17 protein-coding genes are annotated in these 19,575 nt (G+C 44.3%); 4 read left to right on the top strand and 13 right to left on the bottom strand.

From position 1 onward, the window contains the following. Positions 1-12: 12 nt before the first annotated feature. Positions 13-1,068 carry a 3-isopropylmalate dehydrogenase gene (leuB, locus tag PP181_RS11285; protein WP_272637180.1) on the top strand — a complete coding sequence of 352 codons (1,056 nt, stop codon included), beginning with the start codon at positions 13-15 and terminating at the stop codon, positions 1,066-1,068. A gap of 72 nt (positions 1,069-1,140) precedes the next feature. Here the strand turns inward: leuB and PP181_RS11280 are convergent, their stop codons facing one another. From PP181_RS11280 to PP181_RS11220, 13 genes are all read right to left on the bottom strand, one after another. After that, a complete protein-coding gene (locus tag PP181_RS11280; RefSeq protein ID WP_272637179.1) occupies positions 1,141-2,403 on the bottom strand; it encodes a serine hydrolase domain-containing protein in 1,263 nt (420 codons plus the stop codon). Positions 2,404-2,500: 97 nt separating this feature from the next. Next, on the bottom strand, positions 2,501-3,700 hold the full coding sequence (locus PP181_RS11275) for an MFS transporter (protein WP_272637178.1): 1,200 nt from the start codon (positions 3,698-3,700) through the stop codon (positions 2,501-2,503). Between the two features lie 198 nt (positions 3,701-3,898). After that, the gene (locus PP181_RS11270; RefSeq protein WP_272637177.1) at positions 3,899-5,491 is read right to left on the bottom strand and encodes an NADP-dependent glyceraldehyde-3-phosphate dehydrogenase; all 1,593 of its coding nucleotides are present in this window, start codon (positions 5,489-5,491) and stop codon (positions 3,899-3,901) included. Positions 5,492-5,501: 10 nt separating this feature from the next. After that, entirely contained in the window at positions 5,502-6,752 is a 1,251-nt protein-coding gene (ilvA, locus tag PP181_RS11265; RefSeq protein WP_272637176.1) for a threonine ammonia-lyase IlvA, read from the bottom strand. A 33-nt stretch (positions 6,753-6,785) separates the two neighbouring features. Beyond that, complete coding sequence (gene ilvC, locus PP181_RS11260; RefSeq protein WP_272637175.1) at positions 6,786-8,261, bottom strand: ketol-acid reductoisomerase; 1,476 nt, start codon at positions 8,259-8,261, stop codon at positions 6,786-6,788. A gap of 66 nt (positions 8,262-8,327) precedes the next feature. Then, positions 8,328-8,855 (bottom strand): acetolactate synthase small subunit, encoded by a 528-nt coding sequence (ilvN, locus tag PP181_RS11255; protein ID WP_138258437.1) that lies wholly within the window; start codon positions 8,853-8,855, stop codon positions 8,328-8,330. Between the two features lie 56 nt (positions 8,856-8,911). Next, entirely contained in the window at positions 8,912-9,493 is a 582-nt protein-coding gene (locus tag PP181_RS11250) for an O-methyltransferase (protein ID WP_272637174.1), read from the bottom strand. Between the two features lie 3 nt (positions 9,494-9,496). Beyond that, a complete protein-coding gene (ilvB, locus tag PP181_RS11245) occupies positions 9,497-11,230 on the bottom strand; it encodes a biosynthetic-type acetolactate synthase large subunit (RefSeq protein WP_272637173.1) in 1,734 nt (577 codons plus the stop codon). A 25-nt stretch (positions 11,231-11,255) separates the two neighbouring features. Further along, positions 11,256-12,938, bottom strand: coding sequence for a dihydroxy-acid dehydratase (ilvD, locus tag PP181_RS11240; protein ID WP_272637172.1), 1,683 nt, complete (start codon positions 12,936-12,938; stop codon positions 11,256-11,258). Positions 12,939-13,334: 396 nt separating this feature from the next. Further along, complete coding sequence (locus tag PP181_RS11235) at positions 13,335-14,174, bottom strand: biotin-dependent carboxyltransferase family protein (protein ID WP_272637171.1); 840 nt, start codon at positions 14,172-14,174, stop codon at positions 13,335-13,337. After that, positions 14,167-14,904 (bottom strand): 5-oxoprolinase subunit PxpB, encoded by a 738-nt coding sequence (gene pxpB, locus PP181_RS11230; protein ID WP_154919775.1) that lies wholly within the window; start codon positions 14,902-14,904, stop codon positions 14,167-14,169. The genes PP181_RS11235 and pxpB overlap by 8 nt, the downstream gene beginning before the upstream one ends. Next, positions 14,901-15,647 (bottom strand): 5-oxoprolinase subunit PxpA, encoded by a 747-nt coding sequence (pxpA, locus tag PP181_RS11225; RefSeq protein WP_272637170.1) that lies wholly within the window; start codon positions 15,645-15,647, stop codon positions 14,901-14,903. Before pxpA ends, pxpB begins: the two co-directional genes overlap by 4 nt. Further along, positions 15,644-16,837: an Nramp family divalent metal transporter gene (locus PP181_RS11220; RefSeq protein ID WP_272637169.1), complete on the bottom strand. Its 1,194-nt coding sequence runs from the start codon at positions 16,835-16,837 to the stop codon at positions 15,644-15,646. The genes pxpA and PP181_RS11220 overlap by 4 nt, the downstream gene beginning before the upstream one ends. A gap of 220 nt (positions 16,838-17,057) precedes the next feature. Between PP181_RS11220 and PP181_RS11215 the strand changes: the two genes are divergently transcribed. The 3 genes from PP181_RS11215 (at position 17,058) to PP181_RS11205 (ending at position 19,531) form a co-directional block, all read left to right on the top strand. Next, on the top strand, positions 17,058-17,504 hold the full coding sequence (locus tag PP181_RS11215; RefSeq protein ID WP_138258429.1) for a hypothetical protein: 447 nt from the start codon (positions 17,058-17,060) through the stop codon (positions 17,502-17,504). A gap of 11 nt (positions 17,505-17,515) precedes the next feature. Continuing rightward, complete coding sequence (locus PP181_RS11210; RefSeq protein ID WP_272637168.1) at positions 17,516-18,079, top strand: hypothetical protein; 564 nt, start codon at positions 17,516-17,518, stop codon at positions 18,077-18,079. 333 nt (positions 18,080-18,412) lie between these two features. Continuing rightward, positions 18,413-19,531, top strand: a complete 1,119-nt coding sequence (locus tag PP181_RS11205; RefSeq protein ID WP_272637167.1) for a pyridoxal phosphate-dependent aminotransferase — start codon at positions 18,413-18,415, stop codon at positions 19,529-19,531. Positions 19,532-19,575: the final 44 nt, after the last annotated feature.

Raw genomic sequence — 19,575 nt, 5'->3', positions numbered from 1 at the left:
AACTAAAAAAAAATGAAACTAAACATAGCCCTATTGGCCGGTGATGGAATAGGCCCTGAAGTAGTAGATCAAGCGGTAAAAGTATGCGATGCTATCGCGGCAAAATACGATCATGAGATTACATGGAAACCCGCTTTGACAGGGGCGGCCGCCATCGATGCCGTAGGTGAACCTTATCCAGACGAGACCCATGAAATCTGTGCCAGTTCAGATGCCGTACTATTCGGTGCCATAGGTCATCCAAGATTTGACAATGACCCATCGGCAAAGGTGCGTCCAGAGCAAGGACTTTTAAAGATGCGACAAAAATTAGGTTTGTTCGCCAACGTACGGCCCACATTTACCTTTCCTTCCTTGATAGACAAATCGCCTTTAAAAAGGGAACGTATCGAAGGAACGGATTTGATTATCCTAAGGGAACTTACCGGAGGTATTTATTTTGGGGAACGCGGTAGAAAGGACGACAACCATACTGCCTTTGACACCATGACCTATCAACGGTTCGAAATTGAGCGATTGGCTAAAAAAGGTTTTGAAATGGCCATGAAACGTTCCAAAAAACTGTGCTGCGTGGATAAGGCCAATGTACTGGAATCCTCTAGATTGTGGAGGGAGACCGTACAGGCTATGGAAAAAGATTATCCGGAAGTTGAAGTTTCCTATGAATTTGTGGATGCCACGGCTATGCGTTTGATACAATGGCCAAAAGGATATGATGTCATCATTACCGCGAATCTTTTTGGGGATATCCTTACGGATGAAGCCTCCGTAATTTCTGGATCTATGGGATTAATGCCATCTTCCTCCGTAGGTAGCAAGGTATCCTTGTACGAACCGATACATGGTTCCTATCCGCAAGCTGCCGGTAAGGACATTGCAAATCCTTTGGCGACTGTTTTATCGGCCGCGATGCTCTTTGAAGATCTAGAATTGACCAAAGAGGCCGAAGAAATCAGAAGGGTGGTCAATAAATCCTTGGCCGAGGGTATCGTGACAGAAGATTTGGCGGAAGGCGGAAAGTCTTATAAAACAAGTGAAGTTGGGGATTGGCTGGCAAAAAACATCTAAACCATTTACCTTATAAAATTAAAAACCCTCAATAGTAAATTGAGGGTTTTCTTTTGAATATCACTTACACAATTATAAGCTCGCCAAAGCATCGGGTGATAATTCATAAATATGTTTTACTAAAGCTCTTAGTTCTGGTATCACATTTTTGGCCAGACCAGAGTGATTGTTCATCAGCACACAAATACCTAGGTCGGCATCCGGAAAAATGGCAATTTCATTTCTGTAACTATTGACACTGCCTCCATGATGTACTATGGTTTCCTCTTTATTGGTTTTTTCATTCTTCATTGTGTGGATTCTCCATCCAAAAGCATAAGCTGATTTTAAGTGTCCTTCCCAACGTTGATAATACTTATTGTTCTCGTTCAATTCGATAAAAGGCTCAAAAGCTTTTTCCAAAGTACTTTTTGCCATAACGGAAGTATTATGTCCCAATAAAAAGCGCATCCATTTACCCATATCATTGGCACTGGCATCGATGCCGCCCGCAGCAACAGCGTTGTAATAGTTGTCCTTCAATGGCAAAATTCGCCAGCTATGTCCATTTTTTACATGGGGCTCGGCAATATTCCCCTTTTCCACAAAAGAAGCATGGTCCATGGAAGCACTGTACATTCCCAAAGGTTCAAAAAAACGTTGCATCAATAATTTGTTGATATCCTGACCCGTGGCCTTAAGCATAATTTCCTGGGAAAGCGCGAACATAGCGTTTTGGTAGCTGTATTGAATACCTGGCGGACTTTGGGGTTGCACCTCCTTAAATTGACCTGCAATCTTGCCCATGGACAAACCTGCTTCCACCAAATTGGTATAACTGTGATAAGGTGTTCCTGAAGTATGGGAAAGTAAATGGGCTATCTTAATACTTTGGGTATTCGTACTATCCCCAAAAACAAACTCCGGAAGATAATCCGTAACCTTGTCCATAAAATCAAATACACGCTCCTCCACCAACTTGGCTGCCAAAACACCCGTAAATCCTTTGGATAAGGAACCCAATCGGAATACGGTTTCCCCATCTATTCGAGTGCCTTTTTGGTTATTTCTCTTTCCATATCCTTGGGACAGTATAATGGAATCTCCTTTTACAATGCTTACACCGGCACCTACAATTTCACCAGATGCAATGGCCTGATTAAAGTATTGTTTCACAGCCTCTTCCAAGGCCCTCTTTCGGGAAGCATATATTTTGGCTTCCTTTTGCATGGCCAACCGCTGTTGCAATTCCTCTGGAGAAACCTCTTCAACTTTCGTATCTATGGTCGCAGCGGACAAAACAAAAAGAATCAGCACCAAAAATAAGGAGCCAAAAATAAGTTTAAATCGATGCACTTTGGAAAATGGTTTTAGTATAACTTCTAACGCAAAAATTAGAAATTCATTACGGCCAAAATCATAAAGTTGTGAAAATACTAAATTCCGATGTCAATTAGGAAGGTACCGCAACTTTATTCGATTTTCCTATTTGCTGTTTTCGGTAAAGGTATATCGCTATGGCCAATATTACTCCAGATGCAGCCAAGATTCCACCAACCAAACTGGAATAGATCACCTCCAACCCAAATACCATGGGCAAACCGGCCAGATAGGCCCCCGAAGCATTTCCCATATTAAAAGCACTTTGGTTCATAGAGGAACCCAGCATTTCAGAGCCTTTTGCCGTATTGATGATGGCCATTTGAATGGGCGTGGAAACCGTAAAGGCAACGGCGCCTATCAAAAAGGTAAATACCATCAATATATACGGATTTGAAGCAATGAACATATTGATTACCAAGACAATGGACATAACGGACAAACTTATAATAACGGCCCTTAAAGGGGAAAATACTTCCGCCATTTTAGCCCCAACAAAATTTCCAAAAACCATCCCCAATCCGGCGAGCATCATCGCATAGCCTACATAATGGTCTTCCAAGCCGGCCACATCAGTTATCAATGGGGCAATATAGCTATACCATGCAAAAAAGCCTCCGGTCCCAATAGTGGTCAAGGCAATCATGGCCCACAATTGCTTGTTTCGTAAAGCCTCTGATAATTTTACTTGGGGCGTATTGGTCGCCGCTTCCATTTGTGGCATCCAGAACTGCAAGGTGGTCAATGTTAATATACCGACAACACCCACCAAAAAAAATGACATGCTCCAGCCAAATTCCTGACCAATGTAAGTGCCGATTGGAACACCGATAACATTGGCAACCGTCAACCCTGAGAACATCATGGCTATGGCTTGGGCCGATTTTCCCTTTCTTGCCAATTTCATGGCCACTACCGCGCCAATACCAAAGAATGCGCCATGGGGTATTCCAGATAAAAACCGTAGTACCAATAGTGTTACGTAATTCGTAGAAAGCCCTGAAAGGGTATTGAACAGGGTAAACCAGACCATCAAAATGAACAGCATTCTTTTTGGAGACAGTTTGGACCCCAAACTGGTCAACAAAGGCGCACCTACCACAACTCCAAAGGCATAGGCCGCTATGAAATGTCCGGCTTGTGAAATTGTAATTTCCAAGGCGTCAGAAACTTCTGTAAGTATGCCCATAATGACGAACTCCGTAAGTCCTATGCCAAAACCTCCAAGGGCCAAGGAGAAAAGTGCTTTTTTGTTCGTCCGTTCTAAATTCATAGTGCTCTCATTCGTTTTTCCCATGCAAAATTAGGGAACTTATTTGCCAAAAGTTATTAGTGCATTATCCTATTTATGTTCAATATTAACTCAATACCCTAACAAATTGTTAGTTATTGTTAAAATGCCATATTTCTAGGCAAAACATAATAAAAAAGCCGAAACGTTCGTTTCGGCTTTCATTCTGTTATTTGAAAATTAAAGAATGTAATCCGTGCTTACAAAATTGGAAACTTTGGCTTCCAATAACTGCTGTACGGTTTCGGTATTCAAATCGTTGTCCTTAAATGCAACAAAGGTCCGTATAGAAAATGAGCGCAAAGCATCGTGCACACTCAATGTAGACTGTGCTGAATCCTTCCTTCCCGTGAACGGATATACATCCGGACCTCGCTGACAGGAACTGTTCAAGTTTACCCTACAGACCAAGTTCACCAAGGTATCGATCAACGGAGAAAGTGTATAAACGTCCTTACCAAAAAGACTGACTTGCTGTCCGTAGTTGCTTTCCGCCATATCGTCCAAAGGTTCTTCAATATCGGAAAAAGACAACACAGGAATAATAGGTCCAAACTGTTCCTCCTGATATACGCGCATTTCCTTTGTCACCGGATATAGTACGGCCGGCCAGATATAATTATCAAAATGCTTCCCTCCTTTTTTATTCAATATCTTGGCCCCTTTGGCTAAGGCATCATCTATGAGTTCCTGAATGTAAGCGGGTTTATCGGGTTCAGGTAATGGCGTCAATTTTACGCCATCATCCCAAGGGTTACCAAACTTCAATTTATCCACTTCATCGGCAAATTTCTTAAGGAAATTTTCACGAACCTCCTCATGTACATAGATAACCTTCAAAGCCGTACATCGCTGACCATTAAAGGAAAGGGTGCCTGCCAAACATTCATTGATAGTCAGTTCCATATCCGCATCCGGCAAAATAATTGCGGGGTTTTTAGCTTCTAAGCCAAGAACCAATCGCAACCTGTTGCTTTTTGGATGTTGGTCCTGCAAAGCGTTTGCAGATTTACTGTTTCCTATCAAAGCCAAAACATCCACTTTTCCTGTCTGCATTATAGGTGCGGCGACCGTTCTCCCCCTTCCAAAAATAACATTCACGACACCTTTTGGAAAACAGGATTGAAAAGCCTCTAACAAAGGAGTAATTAACAAAACCCCATGTTTGGCTGGTTTAAAAATCGTCGTGTTTCCCATAATGATAGCAGGAATCAACAATGCAAAGGTCTCGTTCAAAGGGTAGTTATAGGGTCCCAAACAGAGTACCACGCCTAAGGGCCCCCTTTTGATATGGGCATAGACACCATCGTGCTTCTGAAACTTGGCTGCGTTTCTATCCAAGTTTTTGTAGTCTTCAATGGTATCTTCCACATACTCCACCGTTCTGTCAAACTCCTTTTGGGAATCTGGAAGGGATTTTCCAATTTCCCACATTAAATACTTTACTACAATGTCCCTTTTGGTCTTCATCTGCTTGACAAAATTTTCCATGCAAATGATACGATCCCGTACATGCATTGTGGGCCATACACCCTGCCCCCTATCATAGGCAGTAAGTGCTGCGTTCAAAGCATCCATGGCTTCCGGTTCCTGCAAATCTGGAATACTGCCCAACAAGGTGGGTTTATAGTCCTCGGTGGATGAAATCGTGGAATAAACTTCAGTCACAGGTCCTGACCACTCCTTTAACTTGCCATCTATCAGATACTTGGTTTGGTGAATGGGCTGCTCAATGGCGAACTCTTTAGGTATGTTGCTATTCTTTTTGCTCATGTTCTCAATTTTATACTAAATATTGAAATAAATCCGGTTTGTCGTTTATATATTCCCCAAAAAAATTATTGGCCTTCATGCGCTCCATTAAAGGTTGTAAATCCTCTGGATTTTTTAGCTCGATACCCACGACGGCCGGCGCATTTTCCTTGCTGGATTTTTTGGAATACTCAAAATGCGTAATGTCATCCGTAGGACCCAAAATCTCCGCAACAAATTGCTTAAGGGCTCCCGGGCGCTGGGGAAATCGGACAATAAAATAGTGTTTTAATTTCCCATATAAAAGGGCACGCTCCTTTATTTCCGCAGTTCTTGTAATATCATTATTGCTACCACTTACAATACAGACCACGTTCTTTCCCTTGATTTGGTCTGCAAAGGCGTCCAACGCCGCGATGCTCAAAGCCCCAGCGGGTTCCACAACAATGGCGTCCCTGTTGTACAAATCTAATATAGTTTGACAAACCTTCCCTTCATGTACCGTTACGATATCGTAAAGATGTTCCCTGCAAATGGCAAAAGTGAGGTCCCCTACCTTTTTTACCGCAGCACCATCAATGAACTTATCGATATGTTCCAATTCCGTATTCCGATTGTTCTCCACGGATGTTTTCATGGACGGAGCTCCCAAGGGTTCCACACCAATAATTTTCGTCTTTGGCGAACGGTTTTTAAAAACTGCCGAAAGCCCCGAAGCCAGTCCGCCCCCACCTATGGCGACGAAAATGTAATCGATGGGGTTCGTGGTCTGTTCCAACAGTTCCAGTCCCACGGTACCCTGTCCCTCAATTACCTTGGGGTCATCGAACGGATGGATAAAGGTCTTGTTTTCGGCAGTACAATACTTCATGGCCGCATTGTAGGAGTCGTCGAAGGTATCGCCTTCAAGTACTATATGCACCCATTCCTCCCCAAACATCTGCGTTTGCTCCACTTTTTGTCTTGGGGTTACCGACGGCATATAAATGGTTGCCTTTATTTTTAAATGTCGACAGGCAAAGGCGACGCCTTGCGCATGGTTACCGGCACTTGCACAAACCACGCCATGCCTTCTTTCTTCCTGTGAAAGGGAATTGATCTTGTTGAAGGCTCCCCGTATCTTGTAGGACCGGACCCGCTGCAGGTCTTCCCGCTTCAAAAATACATTTGCCCCGAACTGTTTGGACAAACGTATACTAGGAGTAAGCGGCGTTACCTCCGATACTTGCCGAATGGTCAACGCCGCTTGCTGTATATCCTCTACCTTTGGGAAATATTCCATAAGATGTACGGTAAAGGTCCGTTATATCTAAGATTACACGATAGGTTTCATAGCGGTCATGCTCTCACGTAGCCTTGCACCCACAATTTCCACCGGATGTTCCCGTAGTTTTTTGTTCACTTCGATCAGTTTCGCATTGTCCACATCATTGTCACTGCCTTCGCCATAATGCTTCCCGATCACGTCGGTATCTATTTTTTTCATGAAGTCCGCCAACAAAGGTTTACAGGCATGATCGAACAAATAGCAACCGTATTCCGCCGTATCTGAAATCACCCGGTTCATTTCAAAAAGTTTCTTTCTGGCAATCGTATTTGCGATCAACGGGGTCTCATGCAGGGATTCGTAATATGCGGATTCACCAATGATCCCCGATTCTGTCATGGACTCGTAGGCGAGTTCGACCCCGGCCCGTACCATGGCCACCATCAATACACCGTTGTCATAGTATTCCTGTTCTGTAATAGTCATATCGCCTGCAGGTGTTTTTTCGAAAGCCGTTTCCCCGGTTTCCGCTCTCCAGGTCAATAGATTCTTATCGTCATTAGCCCAATCTTCCATCATGGTCTTGGAGAAATGTCCCGTCATGATATCGTCCATGTGCTTCTGGAACAAAGGCCGCATGATATCCTTTAATTCTTCGGAAAGTTCAAAGGCCTTTATTTTTGCCGGATTGGACAAACGGTCCATCATGTTGGTGATACCTCCATATTTCATACCCTCCGTAATGGTTTCCCATCCGAATTGGATCAATTTGGAAGCGTAGCCCGGCTCGATACCCTTTTCGATCATTTTATCGAAACATAAAATGGAACCTGTCTGCAACAGACCACAAAGAATAGTCTGCTCGCCCATTAAATCGGACTTTACCTCCGCAACGAAGGAAGATTCCAACACCCCGGCCTTGTGTCCTCCCGTAGCGGCAGCATAGGCCTTGGCTTGTTCCAAGCCCTTTCCCTCCGGGTCATTTTCTGGGTGTACCGCAATCAAGGTAGGTACCCCAAAACCTCTTTTGTATTCTTCCCGCACCTCAGAACCCGGACTCTTGGGGGCGACCATAATTACGGTAAGATCTTTCCTGATCTTGGTGCCCTCTTCAACGATATTGAAACCATGGGAATAGGACAAGGTAGCCCCTTTCTTCATCAAGGGCATCACGGCACCTACGACCTGGGTGTGTTGCTTATCCGGAGTCAGGTTAATGACCAAATCTGCACTTGGAATCAATTCCTCATAGGTTCCAACTTTGAAACCGTTCTCAGAGGCATTGAGGTATGATTGTCTCTTTTCCTTAATGGCGGCATCCCTCAGTGCATAAGCGATATCCAATCCGGAATCCCTCATGTTCAAGCCTTGGTTCAAGCCTTGGGCACCGCAGCCTACGATTACAATTTTCTTTCCTTTTAACGCAGTTACGCCATCGGAGAATTCCGTGGCTTCCATAAATCTACATTTTCCCAATTGCGTCAATTGGTCCCGTAACGACAGCGTATTAAAGTAATTTGACATTTTATTTCTAGTTTTTAAGTGTGATTTTTCCCAAAAGGGATTTTGATTAATTAGTTTTCAAAAGTATTAATTGTGCTGGAACTCTTTCAACAAAGACGTAATCTGCATTTCATCCTTGGTCACCGAGATTCGGCCGGAACGCACGAACTGCATAATGCCAAAGGGCTTCAATTGTTCGTACATCTCATCAATCTCGAACCTTCTACCACTCTTTGCCAAAACGAAAAATTCCCTGGAAACCGTAACGATCTGTGAATTACTTTCCTTGATGATGTTCTGGATCTGGCGTTCATCGAACAACAGATTGGATGCTATTTTAAACAGGGCCGATTCCTGATAAATGGTTTCATCATCCGTATGGTAAAAGGCCTTGATGACCTCTATCTGTTTTTCGATTTGCCCAACGATGTTATGCACCCATTTTTCCGTAGTATTGACTACGATGGTGAACTTGGATACGTGGTCTATTTCCGATTTTGAAACGTTCAGACTTTCTATATTGATGTGCCTTTTTAAAAATATGCCCGATATCCTGTTGAGCAATCCCACGTTGTTCTCGGAATATACCGATATGGTAAACCATTCATTCTTCATACGTTAAATTTTCATCTTTAAATAACGGTCCAACCCTACTTGATCACAGACCGAAATTATATTGTTTTTACGGCCAACACGATTCCCGTTGACCAATTTATTTTTGTCAAATTCAAATCATCCCTACTTTCCAAATGTGCAAGCAGCTCGGCCACATTTTTGTCGTGTCCTTCTGGCCAATTGGCCTGCGCCAACATGTCGTCGATCACATAAAAACCACCAACTTTCAACAATGCCAAGGTTTCCTCCAACTGACCGTATTTTCCGGGCCATGCATCTGCAAAAATCAAATCGAACTTTTCACCTCTATAGTTTTCGATCCATCTAGCCCCATCCTCACAAACCAGTGTTACCCGGTCGTCATTGCCAAAGAAGGAACGGGCAATTTCAATCAATTGGGAATCATTATCTACCGAAATTAGTTCCGATTCCCCAACCAGTCCATCAATCATCCATGACAAGCTCAATCCAACACCTGTACCCAGTTCCAAAAATCTTCCCCACGGTTTTGAACTGACCAGGGTTTTTAAAAAGGTCCCCACATATACATCCGATGGCATGGTAAAACCAATTGCACTGGATGTATCCTGTAGTGCCTTGTAAACCTTTGGGATATCTAGGACGTTGGAATCGTTCATAGACTATTTCAATCGGATCTCGGACACCGCTGCACCGGAAGGAATCATCGGGAAAACGTTGTCCTCCTTTTCAACTTTTACCTCCAAGAAATATGGATTTTTTGAAGCCATCATTTCCTGAACCGTACTTTTCAAATCCTTTCTTTCGGTTACTCTTTTTGCTTGGATGTGATACCCTTCGGCAATCTTTACAAAATCCGGATTCGTCATGACCGTGGAAGCATATCTACGATCAAAGAATAGCTCCTGCCATTGGCGCACCATTCCCAAGTGGTCGTTGTTCAACACCACGATTTTCACCGGAACGTTGTGTTGGAAAATAACCCCCAACTCCTGAATCGTCATTTGGTATCCCCCATCGCCTATGATGGCCACTACCTCCCTGTCCATGGCACCCATTTTGGCACCGATGGCCGCTGGCAGTGCAAACCCCATGGTTCCAAGTCCACCGGACGTAATATTACTTTTGGATTCCTTGAATTTCGCATATCTACAACCGATCATCTGGTGCTGGCCCACATCCGTCACGATCACCGCTTTTTGGTCCGAAGCCAAATTGATTTCCTCGATAACCTCTCCCATGGTCAGACCTTCCTTTGTAGGATAAATGTCATTTTTAATAACAGTATCATACTCAATCTGATATTTTTCCTCAAAAAGTTGTCGCCATTCTTTGTGGGAATTCGGGTTTATCAAAGGAAGAATCAGACCTAAGGTTTCTTTTGAATTGCCCAATACGGCCACATCGGCATGGACATTTTTATTGACCTCGGCAGGGTCGATCTCAAAATGGATGACCTTTGCCTGTTTCGCGTAATCTTCCAATCGACCCGTTACCCTATCGTCAAAACGCATCCCGATGGCAATAAGCACATCGCATTCATTGGTCAATATGTTGGGTCCATAGTTCCCGTGCATCCCAACCATCCCCACGTTCAATGGGTGATCGGTATCCAAGGCCGATGCTCCCATGATGGTCCAAGCAGCGGGAATCCCAGCTTTCTCCACCAGTTCCTTCAGCTCTTGCTCCGCCTTACCAAGAATGACACCCTGGCCCCAAACGATCAATGGCTTCTTGGCGTTATTGATCATGTCCGCCGCCTGTTGTAAAGCCTCAGGATTTGGTTTTGGTGCGGGCTTGTAACTTCGTACACCCGTACATTTTGTATAACTGAAATCCAGTTCGTCAAACTGGGCATTTTTGGTAATATCCACCAATACCGGGCCCGGACGGCCGGATTTGGCAATATAAAATGCCTTGGCCATGATTTCCGGAATTTCGGAAGCCTTGGTCACCTGATAGTTCCACTTGGTGACAGGCGTGGAAATACCAATAATATCCGTTTCCTGGAAGGCATCGGAACCCAACAAATGTCGGGGTACCTGACCCGTGATACAAACCAAGGGCGTGGAATCTATCTGAGCATCCGCCAGACCCGTTACCAAGTTGGTGGCCCCGGGACCTGATGTCGCCATGGCCACCCCTACCCTTCCGGATACCCTCGCGTACCCTTGCGCGGCATGGGTCGCTCCTTGTTCATGTCTTGTGAGGATATGCGTAAGCTTATCCTGAAATTTATATAGTTCGTCATAGACAGGCATAATGGCCCCGCCCGGGTAGCCATAAATCAAATCGACCCCTTCTGCCAACAAGCAATGGATGATGGCCTCCGCACCACTAATTTTCATGGATGTTGCAGTCTCCTGCGCTGTCTTTTTTTCTTTCAATGTTTCCATATCAAACAATTAAAAATACGCCTGATTAAAATTCGTCCGTTACACATCCGTTTGCTGCGGACGATACACTTCTGGCGTACTTGTATAACATTCCTCTTTTGGCCTTTAGTTCCGGTGCCACCCATTTGGCCCTTCTCGCTTCCAGTTCGGCATCGGAAATTTCAATATCAATGGTATTGTTCACGGCGTCAATGGAAATAATATCCCCATTCTGAACCAATGCGATGTTCCCTCCAACCTGTGCTTCCGGTGACACGTGGCCGACCACAAATCCGTGCGATCCACCCGAAAAACGGCCATCCGTAATCAAAGCGACATCCTTGCCCAGTCCCGCTCCCATGATGGAAGAAGTAGGTTTCAACATCTCCGGCATTCCGGGTGCCCCTTTGGGACCTTCGTAGCGAATAATCACCACATCGCCCTTTTTGACCTTCCCGTTCTTGATGCCTTCGTTCACGGCCGTTTCGCCGTCAAAGACATTGGCGGTTCCTTTAAAGGCCAGTCCTTCCTTGCCCGTAATCTTGGCGACCGCACCTTCCGTAGCCAAATTCCCGAACAGAATTCTAATATGCCCTGTTTCCTTGATCGGATTGTCCAAGGTATGGACAATATCCTGGCCCTGGATCAGGTTGGGTACGTCCTTTAGGTTTTCGGCAAGCGTTTTTCCGGTAACCGTCAAACAATCGCCGTGCAGCATGTTGTTATCCAGCATATACTTTAAAACTCCGGGAATACCACCTACCCCATGAAGGTCTTCCATGGAATACTTACCGCTCGGTTTTAAATCGGCCAACAAGGGTGTGTTGTCGCTTATTTTCTTAAAGTCTTCCAAAGTAAATTCTATCTGGGCGGCCTTGGCAATCGCCAAGAAGTGGAGCACGGCATTGGTGGATCCACCTAGGACCGTTACCAATCTAAAAGCGTTCTCCAAAGATTTTTTGGTAACGATGTCCAAAGGTTTGATGTCTCGTTCCAATAACAATCGCATCGCCTCCCCGGCCTTTACGGATTCCTGTTCCTTCAAGTTTCCGTCGCTGATGGCAGGATTTGAGGAGTTGAATGGCAAGGACATTCCCAACGCCTCAATGGCAGAGGCCATGGTGTTGGCGGTATACATACCACCGCAGGCACCTGCACCCGGACACGCTTTATGGATAACCTCCTTGTATTCTTCTTCATCTATATTTCCGGCTACTTTTTGTCCATAGGCCTCAAAAGCGGAAATAATATCCAGTTTTTTTCCATTATGACATCCCGATGCAATCGTACCGCCATATACCAAAACGGAAGGCCTGTTCAAACGAAGCATCGCCATAAGGGCACCCGGCATATTCTTATCGCAACCTACCACCGTAACCAATCCGTCATAGCTCATGGCCTCCACCACCGTTTCCATAGAATCCGCAATAACATCCCTTGAAACCAAGGAATAACGCATCCCTGGGGTTCCGTTGGCAATACCGTCACTCACACCAATGGTATTGAAAATAAGACCAACCAATCCTGCATTGTCCGCACCCTTCTTCACATGTACCGCCAAATCGTTCAAGTGCATATTACATGGATTCCCCTCATAGCCCGTGCTTGCTATACCGATTAGGGGTTTCTTCAAATCATCATCCGTTAGGCCAATGGCATGTAGCATGGCCTGTGCTGCTGGCAATGTGGGGTCTTGGGTTACCGTTTTACTATACTTGTTCAATTCCATTTTTTCGTCTTCTTCCTTTTATTTTTAAGTTGGCGTATATCAAAGATATAAGTTTAGTAAGCGTTCATTTTTTAACATTTAAATCAGGTTCAAATTCAATACCCATAAAAATTAATTAAAAAACTGTCTTTCAGATACTTAACCTTTGTTTTATTATCATATTCAATACATGGTGATTTCAAATGGAAACATAAAAAAACCTGTATCGGATGGCTCTGATACAGGTTTTTTAAGTCAACGAAAAATCTATATCATTTCCTATTGGAAATAATGACGACCTCAATGACAATTTCGTTATTCTTAATCATGGGACAATAGTACGCAAAAAATCAATACGCCCAAAATACTATCTTAAAAACGATGACAGGCTACGGGCAAATTGGGCATTTCCCCCGACTAAATAAATTTAAAGGATACCATATTGCCTTCCCGTTTTTGTGCCAATACGGAAATGGACCTATCCGAAAGCTGTAATATCCTTGGATAGCCACCGGTAGTCTGTCCGTCCTTCATAAGCACGATCAATTTTCCCGATGGAGTCAACTGAATGGTGCCCGGTAACGTAGCCGAAGTTAGAATGCTATGTTGATGCGCTTCCAAGGTTTCGGACAATTGGTAGGCCATACGATTGTTTTCCTTGGAGACGGTGAATTTCCGTGAAAAGAGATTCTCCAGTTGTTTATCCGTCAGTAAATCGAATTCCGGTGCCTTGTAGACTTCCAAAACGGTCTCGTCCAAAAAGCTATCCACTTTCAATTCAGAAATTTTGGGTGCAAAATTGCGGTGTTCCCCATAGGGAACCTCATCACCCTCCTTAATTCTATTTACATCCGTAATGGGAACATAAAAGGAACGGCTGCCCAATATTTCCTTCGTTTTGAATCCGCCCTTTAAGGCCAAATAGCTTCTAAATCCCTTTTTAAGTTTCCCATAGGACAGGATATCCCCTTCCTTCACGGGATAGACTTTATAATTTTGGATGGGTTCATTGTTCAAGGTCACGGAAATCTGTGCTCCTCCCAAAACGATGTAGGTATCCTTTTCAAATAGCAAGGTGGGGCCCGTCATGGTAATTTCCAAAACGGCACTTCGGTCGTCGTTTTCCAACAAGGTATTGGCCTTATAAACCGATTGCTGGTCCATACATCCCGATACCGGAACCCCTTTTTTACGATGATGGAACCGACCCAAATCCTGTACGCTCGTGAAAAATCCGGCTTTTAAAACCTTAAGCATCCAATAGTATTTTTTCTGGTTTATAAATTCCCACCTCGGCCTCGATTTTATGTAGTTCGTACTCGCCCATGGAAATGGGTTGAAACTGAATTTTATCCCCAACGTTCACAAAACAAGGGTCCTTTTTATTCCTATCGAACAAGGGCACCGGACAGTTGCCGATTATGTTCCAGCCACCTGGGGATTCCTGCGGATAGATTCCCGTTTGCTTTGCCGCGATACCTACGGAGCCTTTTTGCACTTTCAATCTGGGGGTCGCTTTTCTGGGAATTTCCAATTCCGCTGGCACACCACCCAAATACATAAAACCGGGAACGAACCCGATACCATATACAGTATATGTGTTTTCCGTATGTAGTTTTACAATATCTTCTACACTTTTATTTAATTCCTTAGCTACCTCGTCCAAATCTATTCCAAAGGACCTGTCATAACTAACCGGTAATTTCCAAAGTACCTTTTCCCTTGCCACCCCTCCTTTAGATTGGTCATACCATGCACTTAGGTTACGACTGAATTCCGGATAGTCTATCTCAAGTTTGGGATGAACCAACAGGAGCGAATTGTAGGCGGATATCGTTTCCCAACCTTTTTCCTTGAGGCAATTCCTCAAGAGAAAGTCCTCAAAATCCAAAATGCTTTCCAAAATAGTTTCGCTTACCTTGTTGGGCCATTCTATCAATATGGCATGCCTTCCATACGGTTTTAAGGAAATAGGTGGATGCGTCATCTTTTTAAGGCTATCTGATATTTTGGTAATTCCTTCGTAATATACGTCAATATTTGCAAAGCTTCCGGGGTGTCGCCATGCACGCAATAGGTTTGGGCGAGCATCGGTTCAAAGGTATTAGCTATGGTCCTGACCTGCCGCTCCTTGACCATCCGCACCACATGGTTCAACACCTCTTGGGGTTCCGTGATCAGTGCATTGGGATGGGTCCTTGGAACGAGGGTCAATTCTTCCGTGTAATTTCTATCGGCGAAAGCCTCCACCTTTATTTGGAATCCTTTCTTAAGCGCCAATTTTTCCAAGACGGAATCAAAAGGTAAAAACACTATGAGTTCAGATTTATACTCCTGAATCGCATCCAAGAAGATACGCGACAATGCCACGTCCTTTGCCAAATCGTTATAAAGCGCCCCATGGGGCTTGATATGTTGTATCGTAACTTTTTCCTCTTTGCAGATCGATGCTAACTGATGGATTTGATTTTTGATACTTTGGGATAATTCCGTGGCATCCATGGAAAGTGATTCTCTTCCAAAATTTTCACGGTCTGGATACGAGGGATGCGCCCCTATCCCAACTCCAAATTTTTTTGCCAAACGAAGGGTCGCCCGCATCGAATCCCGATCACCCGTATGTCCCCCACAGGCAATATTGCAACTGGAAATGTATGGAAACAGCTTCGCTTCATTGGCCACGCCCTCACCTACATCGCAGTTGATATCTATGGTATATTCCTTCATCATACTACTTCAAATACCTTTAAAATACTTTTTATTCCCAAAAAGACGGCTATCAGCACAATTGTAATTCCCAGCAGGTTCTGCATTACCGTATTCTTGTTATCGCCCATCAAGGTGACCCTGTTCACCACCCAAAGCAGAAAAATGGCGATTATGGGCAACAAGATTCCGTTGGCTATTTGGGCGAATTTGATGACTTCTATCGGTTTGATATTGAAGGAAAGGAAGAAGACGCCCAAGCCCAAAATGACCATCCAAACCATTCGGAATCTAGTATCCTTCAGTCCTTGCTTCCATCCAAAACAATTGGCCGCCACATAGGCCGCCGCCAAGGGTGCGGTAATGGCCGATGTAACCCCGGCGGCAAAAAGTCCGATTCCCATGAAGTATCGGGCACTGGTACCGTACAAAGGTTCCAAAGCCTTGGCCATGTCCATGACACTTTCGACCTGCATCAAATCTACCGAAGCTGCCGCCACAATAATACACATGGAAACGATGCCGCCCAAGACAATCGATATATAGGTATCACGCTTCGCATACTCCAAATCGCTTTTCGATTTCCATTTTTCACTTACCAAGGAAGCGTGTAAAAACAAATTGTACGGGACTACGGTCGTCCCAACAAGTGCGATTACGGTTAGGATATTTTCATTGTCAAACTTCGGGATAAAAAGCCCTTGCAAAATCAACAATACATCAGGTTTGGTGAGCAGGGCCGTAATGACGAAAGAAAGGCTCATGAGGATTACCAAGGATATGAATACCTTTTCCAGTACTTTATAATTTCCGATAAATAATAGGATAAAGGCCAAAAACCCGATAACGAACGGATAGTATCCCGTAAACGAAGTTCCAAAAATGGCTTCTAGGCCCAAGGCTCCCCCACCAATGTTTCCCGCCTCGTAGGCGGCATTGCCCACGACGATGGCCGAAACGATAATACCCAACACCCCCGTTCGGATATACGGATTTGCCAATTCCTGTTTGATTACTTCCGCCAATCCCTTTTGGGTGATGATGCCCAACCGGGCCGACATTTCCTGTAATACCATCGTAGCCACCACCGAAAGTAGCATGGCCCACAAGAGGGCATATCCAAAGGAAACCCCTGCCAAGGTACAGGCCGTTACCGTTCCCGGACCAATGAAGGCGGCCGCAACAAGGACTCCCGGACCCATTTTTTTGAACATTTGGCAGAAAATTTTCGGTTTTGCTAAAGATACCTTCAATTATCCTAAAAATCTCCCTTTCAAAAAATAGAAGTTCACAACAATTTTAACATTTCAAAATGCCGTTTATCTAAAAAAATGTCATTCGTCTAAAATCCGGAGGTCATACGTCGATACTTGATAATAAAGCCAAAATTTCGTTGTTATTACTATCCCAAACAAAATAAACTTAACCTACTTAATGACTTGCTTAGAATGTAACAAAGAGCTTGGATATCTTGACCATAAAAGTGCCATAGAGAGTGTGGGCGTTGAGCTTTGCGCCCATCATCAGGAACTGATAAAGGTCTTGATCCAAAAGAACAACACGCCCTTGGAGGCCATTCAATTGTACTACGGACTTAAAGAGGCCGGTGTACAGGGAATGTTGGAATGGTGGGATGGAAAGAAATCCGTGGATATTGCCATTTCCCGTGTAAAATTGAATATTGAAATAGACTGCGGCTATGATAAATTGACGGAAGAACAGGCTATAAACAATTTGGAAGAGGCCATGCATTCCTTCAAGAACGGTTTTACCACCATACGCATACCGCATATTCTGGTTCGGTATTATTTGAACGAGACCATAAAGAACATTATAGGAATCATGGAAGGCCTAAAGGCAAACATAAAAGTTATCAACTAAAAACCTTCGTTATGAGCACATCCAACAAAACATTAAAAACGCCGCTCAGAGTGGCACTGGCCTGTTTGATCGTTGGAATGCTCACGCGAATCGTGCATTGGCCCTATGCCGGCGGTATCATTTTGGTCTCCTTTTTGGCCATCTTGGTACTTTATGGGATTCGGTTTTCGAGAAAGAATCCAAAAAAACCCGTCGACTTTATCAAAATGGTACTCGTACTTTTTTGGACGACCAATGGCCTGCTTCGGATCTTGGATTTCCCCTATACCGGAATTTTCCAAATAGGTACGGCACTTTCCTTTATCCTATGGTTCGCGATGGAAGGAACGGCCTATTTTATGGACCACGATAGGAAATCGACCAATACCTTCGTAGAGATAGCTTGGAATTTTGCTATGGTCGTGGGCGTACTGACCATCATTGCCGGTGGTTTAATGCAGCTTTTAAATTGGGAATTCGCCATCCCCACCCTTACGACCGGACTCACCATCGTTACCGCCTATATCCTAAAGGATATCTTTAATTCTGAAAAGAAGGGGAAAAAGGACAACAACAACGAGGAATTTCAGTTGTAGCGGAAAACCTCTAAACAAATACTCTTTCAAAAAAACATTTTTTAAGTTGCTTTGGAACTTGAAATGCTGGGCGATTGAAATTGTAAGTTAACCTTCATTAAACCCGGATTATGCATTGGAACTTCGTCGTGAGGGTTGAAATGCCAATAAAACAAAGTGGTATGGAAGAATCGGCGTAGCAGTGCTACGGTGATTCCGAAAACGGTAGCAAAGCGCTTATTTTGCAGGCATTTCAAGCTGCAATAAATTTTCTAATGAATAATCTGGGTTAAAATATCCTCGATTAACGAGTAACCCCATCTTTTTGTACCTTTTAGGAAAAATCCAAAAGGTATGAACCACATAGACCGAAGAAACTGGCTAAAGACCTTTGCCCTTGGCGGAGGACTAACTATGTTGGGCGGTGCCAACGCCCTGGCATTCACAAACCCTGCAAACAGACCTAGCAATGCAACGTTGGATGTTGCCAAGCTGAACAGCAACGAAAACCCCTTTGGCCCTTCCCCAAAAGTAAGGAAGGCCATAACCGCTGCTTTTGATAACGCTTGTAGGTATCCCTCCATGGTATTCAGACCACTGCTGGAAAAGATTGCTGAGACCGAAGGTGTTTCCACGGACCATATCGTCGTTACCGGAGGTTCTACGGAAGGACTCAAGGCCGTGGGGCTTACCTACGGACTCAACGGAGGGGAGCTCATCGCTGCCGACCCAACCTTCCAGTCCATGATGACCTATGCCGAAAACTTTGGTGCCTATGTACACCGGGTTCCTGTGGACGAGAACATGCAGCACGATTTAAAGGAAATGGAAAACCGGGTCAACGGCAAAACCCGACTCATATTCATCTGCAATCCCAACAATCCTACAGGGACCCTTTTGGACAAAAACGACCTCAAATCCTTTTGCGAGCGTACCAGTGAAACCGCCATGGTGTTTAGCGATGAGGCCTATTATGATTTTATTACGGAACCGGATTACCCTTCCATGGTGGAACTGGTGAAGGAAGGAAAGAACGTCATCGTTTCCAAGACCTTTTCAAAGGTGTACGGACTTGCGGGGATGCGAATCGGCTACTTGGTAGCGCGCCCGGATATTGCGAAACGATTGCAAAAAAGTGTGATGGCGATGACTAATGTGCTGGCCATTGAAGCGGCCAAGCATGCCCTGGACGACGATGAATTTTACAAATTTAGCGTAGCGAAGAACATGGAGGGCAAACAGGCCATTTATAAAACCTTGGACGATTTGGAATTGCCGTATGTAAAATCACACACCAATTTTGTCTTCTTTAAAACCGGTAGACCGATAAGGGACATGATGTCCGCCATGGAAAAGGAAAATGTCTTGATCGGAAGACCCTTCCCACCCTTTTATGAATGGGCACGTATCAGTACCGGCACCATGGAAGATATGAAGGCTTTTGATAAGGGGCTAAAGCGGGTGATGGGGTAAGTTTCAATGTTTCTTGAATTTGAAGTTTCCTTCTTTTTAGAACT

Source organism: Maribacter sp. PR66, from assembly GCF_028464205.1.
Taxonomy (GTDB): domain Bacteria; phylum Bacteroidota; class Bacteroidia; order Flavobacteriales; family Flavobacteriaceae; genus Maribacter; species Maribacter flavus.
The sequence above is the reverse complement of the archived record's forward strand: the minus strand, read 5'-3'. Positions and strand labels throughout refer to the sequence as shown.

Excerpts from the sequence above, each read along its gene's own strand:
- ilvN (WP_138258437.1), bottom strand. The coding sequence starts at position 8,855 with ATGAAGAATGAATGGTTTACCATATCGGTATATTCCGAGAACAACGTG.
- PP181_RS11250 (WP_272637174.1), bottom strand. The coding sequence starts at position 9,493 with ATGAACGATTCCAACGTCCTAGATATCCCAAAGGTTTACAAGGCACTA.
- PP181_RS11275 (WP_272637178.1), bottom strand. The coding sequence starts at position 3,700 with ATGAATTTAGAACGGACGAACAAAAAAGCACTTTTCTCCTTGGCCCTT.
- PP181_RS11220 (WP_272637169.1), bottom strand. The coding sequence starts at position 16,837 with ATGTTCAAAAAAATGGGTCCGGGAGTCCTTGTTGCGGCCGCCTTCATT.
- pxpB (WP_154919775.1), bottom strand. The coding sequence starts at position 14,904 with ATGACGCATCCACCTATTTCCTTAAAACCGTATGGAAGGCATGCCATA.
- PP181_RS11270 (WP_272637177.1), bottom strand. The coding sequence starts at position 5,491 with ATGAGCAAAAAGAATAGCAACATACCTAAAGAGTTCGCCATTGAGCAG.
- ilvD (WP_272637172.1), bottom strand. The coding sequence starts at position 12,938 with ATGGAATTGAACAAGTATAGTAAAACGGTAACCCAAGACCCCACATTG.
- pxpA (WP_272637170.1), bottom strand. The coding sequence starts at position 15,647 with ATGATGAAGGAATATACCATAGATATCAACTGCGATGTAGGTGAGGGC.
- PP181_RS11215 (WP_138258429.1), top strand. The coding sequence starts at position 17,058 with ATGACTTGCTTAGAATGTAACAAAGAGCTTGGATATCTTGACCATAAA.
- PP181_RS11235 (WP_272637171.1), bottom strand. The coding sequence starts at position 14,174 with ATGCTTAAGGTTTTAAAAGCCGGATTTTTCACGAGCGTACAGGATTTG.
- ilvA (WP_272637176.1), bottom strand. The coding sequence starts at position 6,752 with ATGGAATATTTCCCAAAGGTAGAGGATATACAGCAAGCGGCGTTGACC.
- ilvC (WP_272637175.1), bottom strand. The coding sequence starts at position 8,261 with ATGTCAAATTACTTTAATACGCTGTCGTTACGGGACCAATTGACGCAA.
- PP181_RS11205 (WP_272637167.1), top strand. The coding sequence starts at position 18,413 with ATGAACCACATAGACCGAAGAAACTGGCTAAAGACCTTTGCCCTTGGC.
- leuB (WP_272637180.1), top strand. The coding sequence starts at position 13 with ATGAAACTAAACATAGCCCTATTGGCCGGTGATGGAATAGGCCCTGAA.
- PP181_RS11210 (WP_272637168.1), top strand. The coding sequence starts at position 17,516 with ATGAGCACATCCAACAAAACATTAAAAACGCCGCTCAGAGTGGCACTG.
- ilvB (WP_272637173.1), bottom strand. The coding sequence starts at position 11,230 with ATGGAAACATTGAAAGAAAAAAAGACAGCGCAGGAGACTGCAACATCC.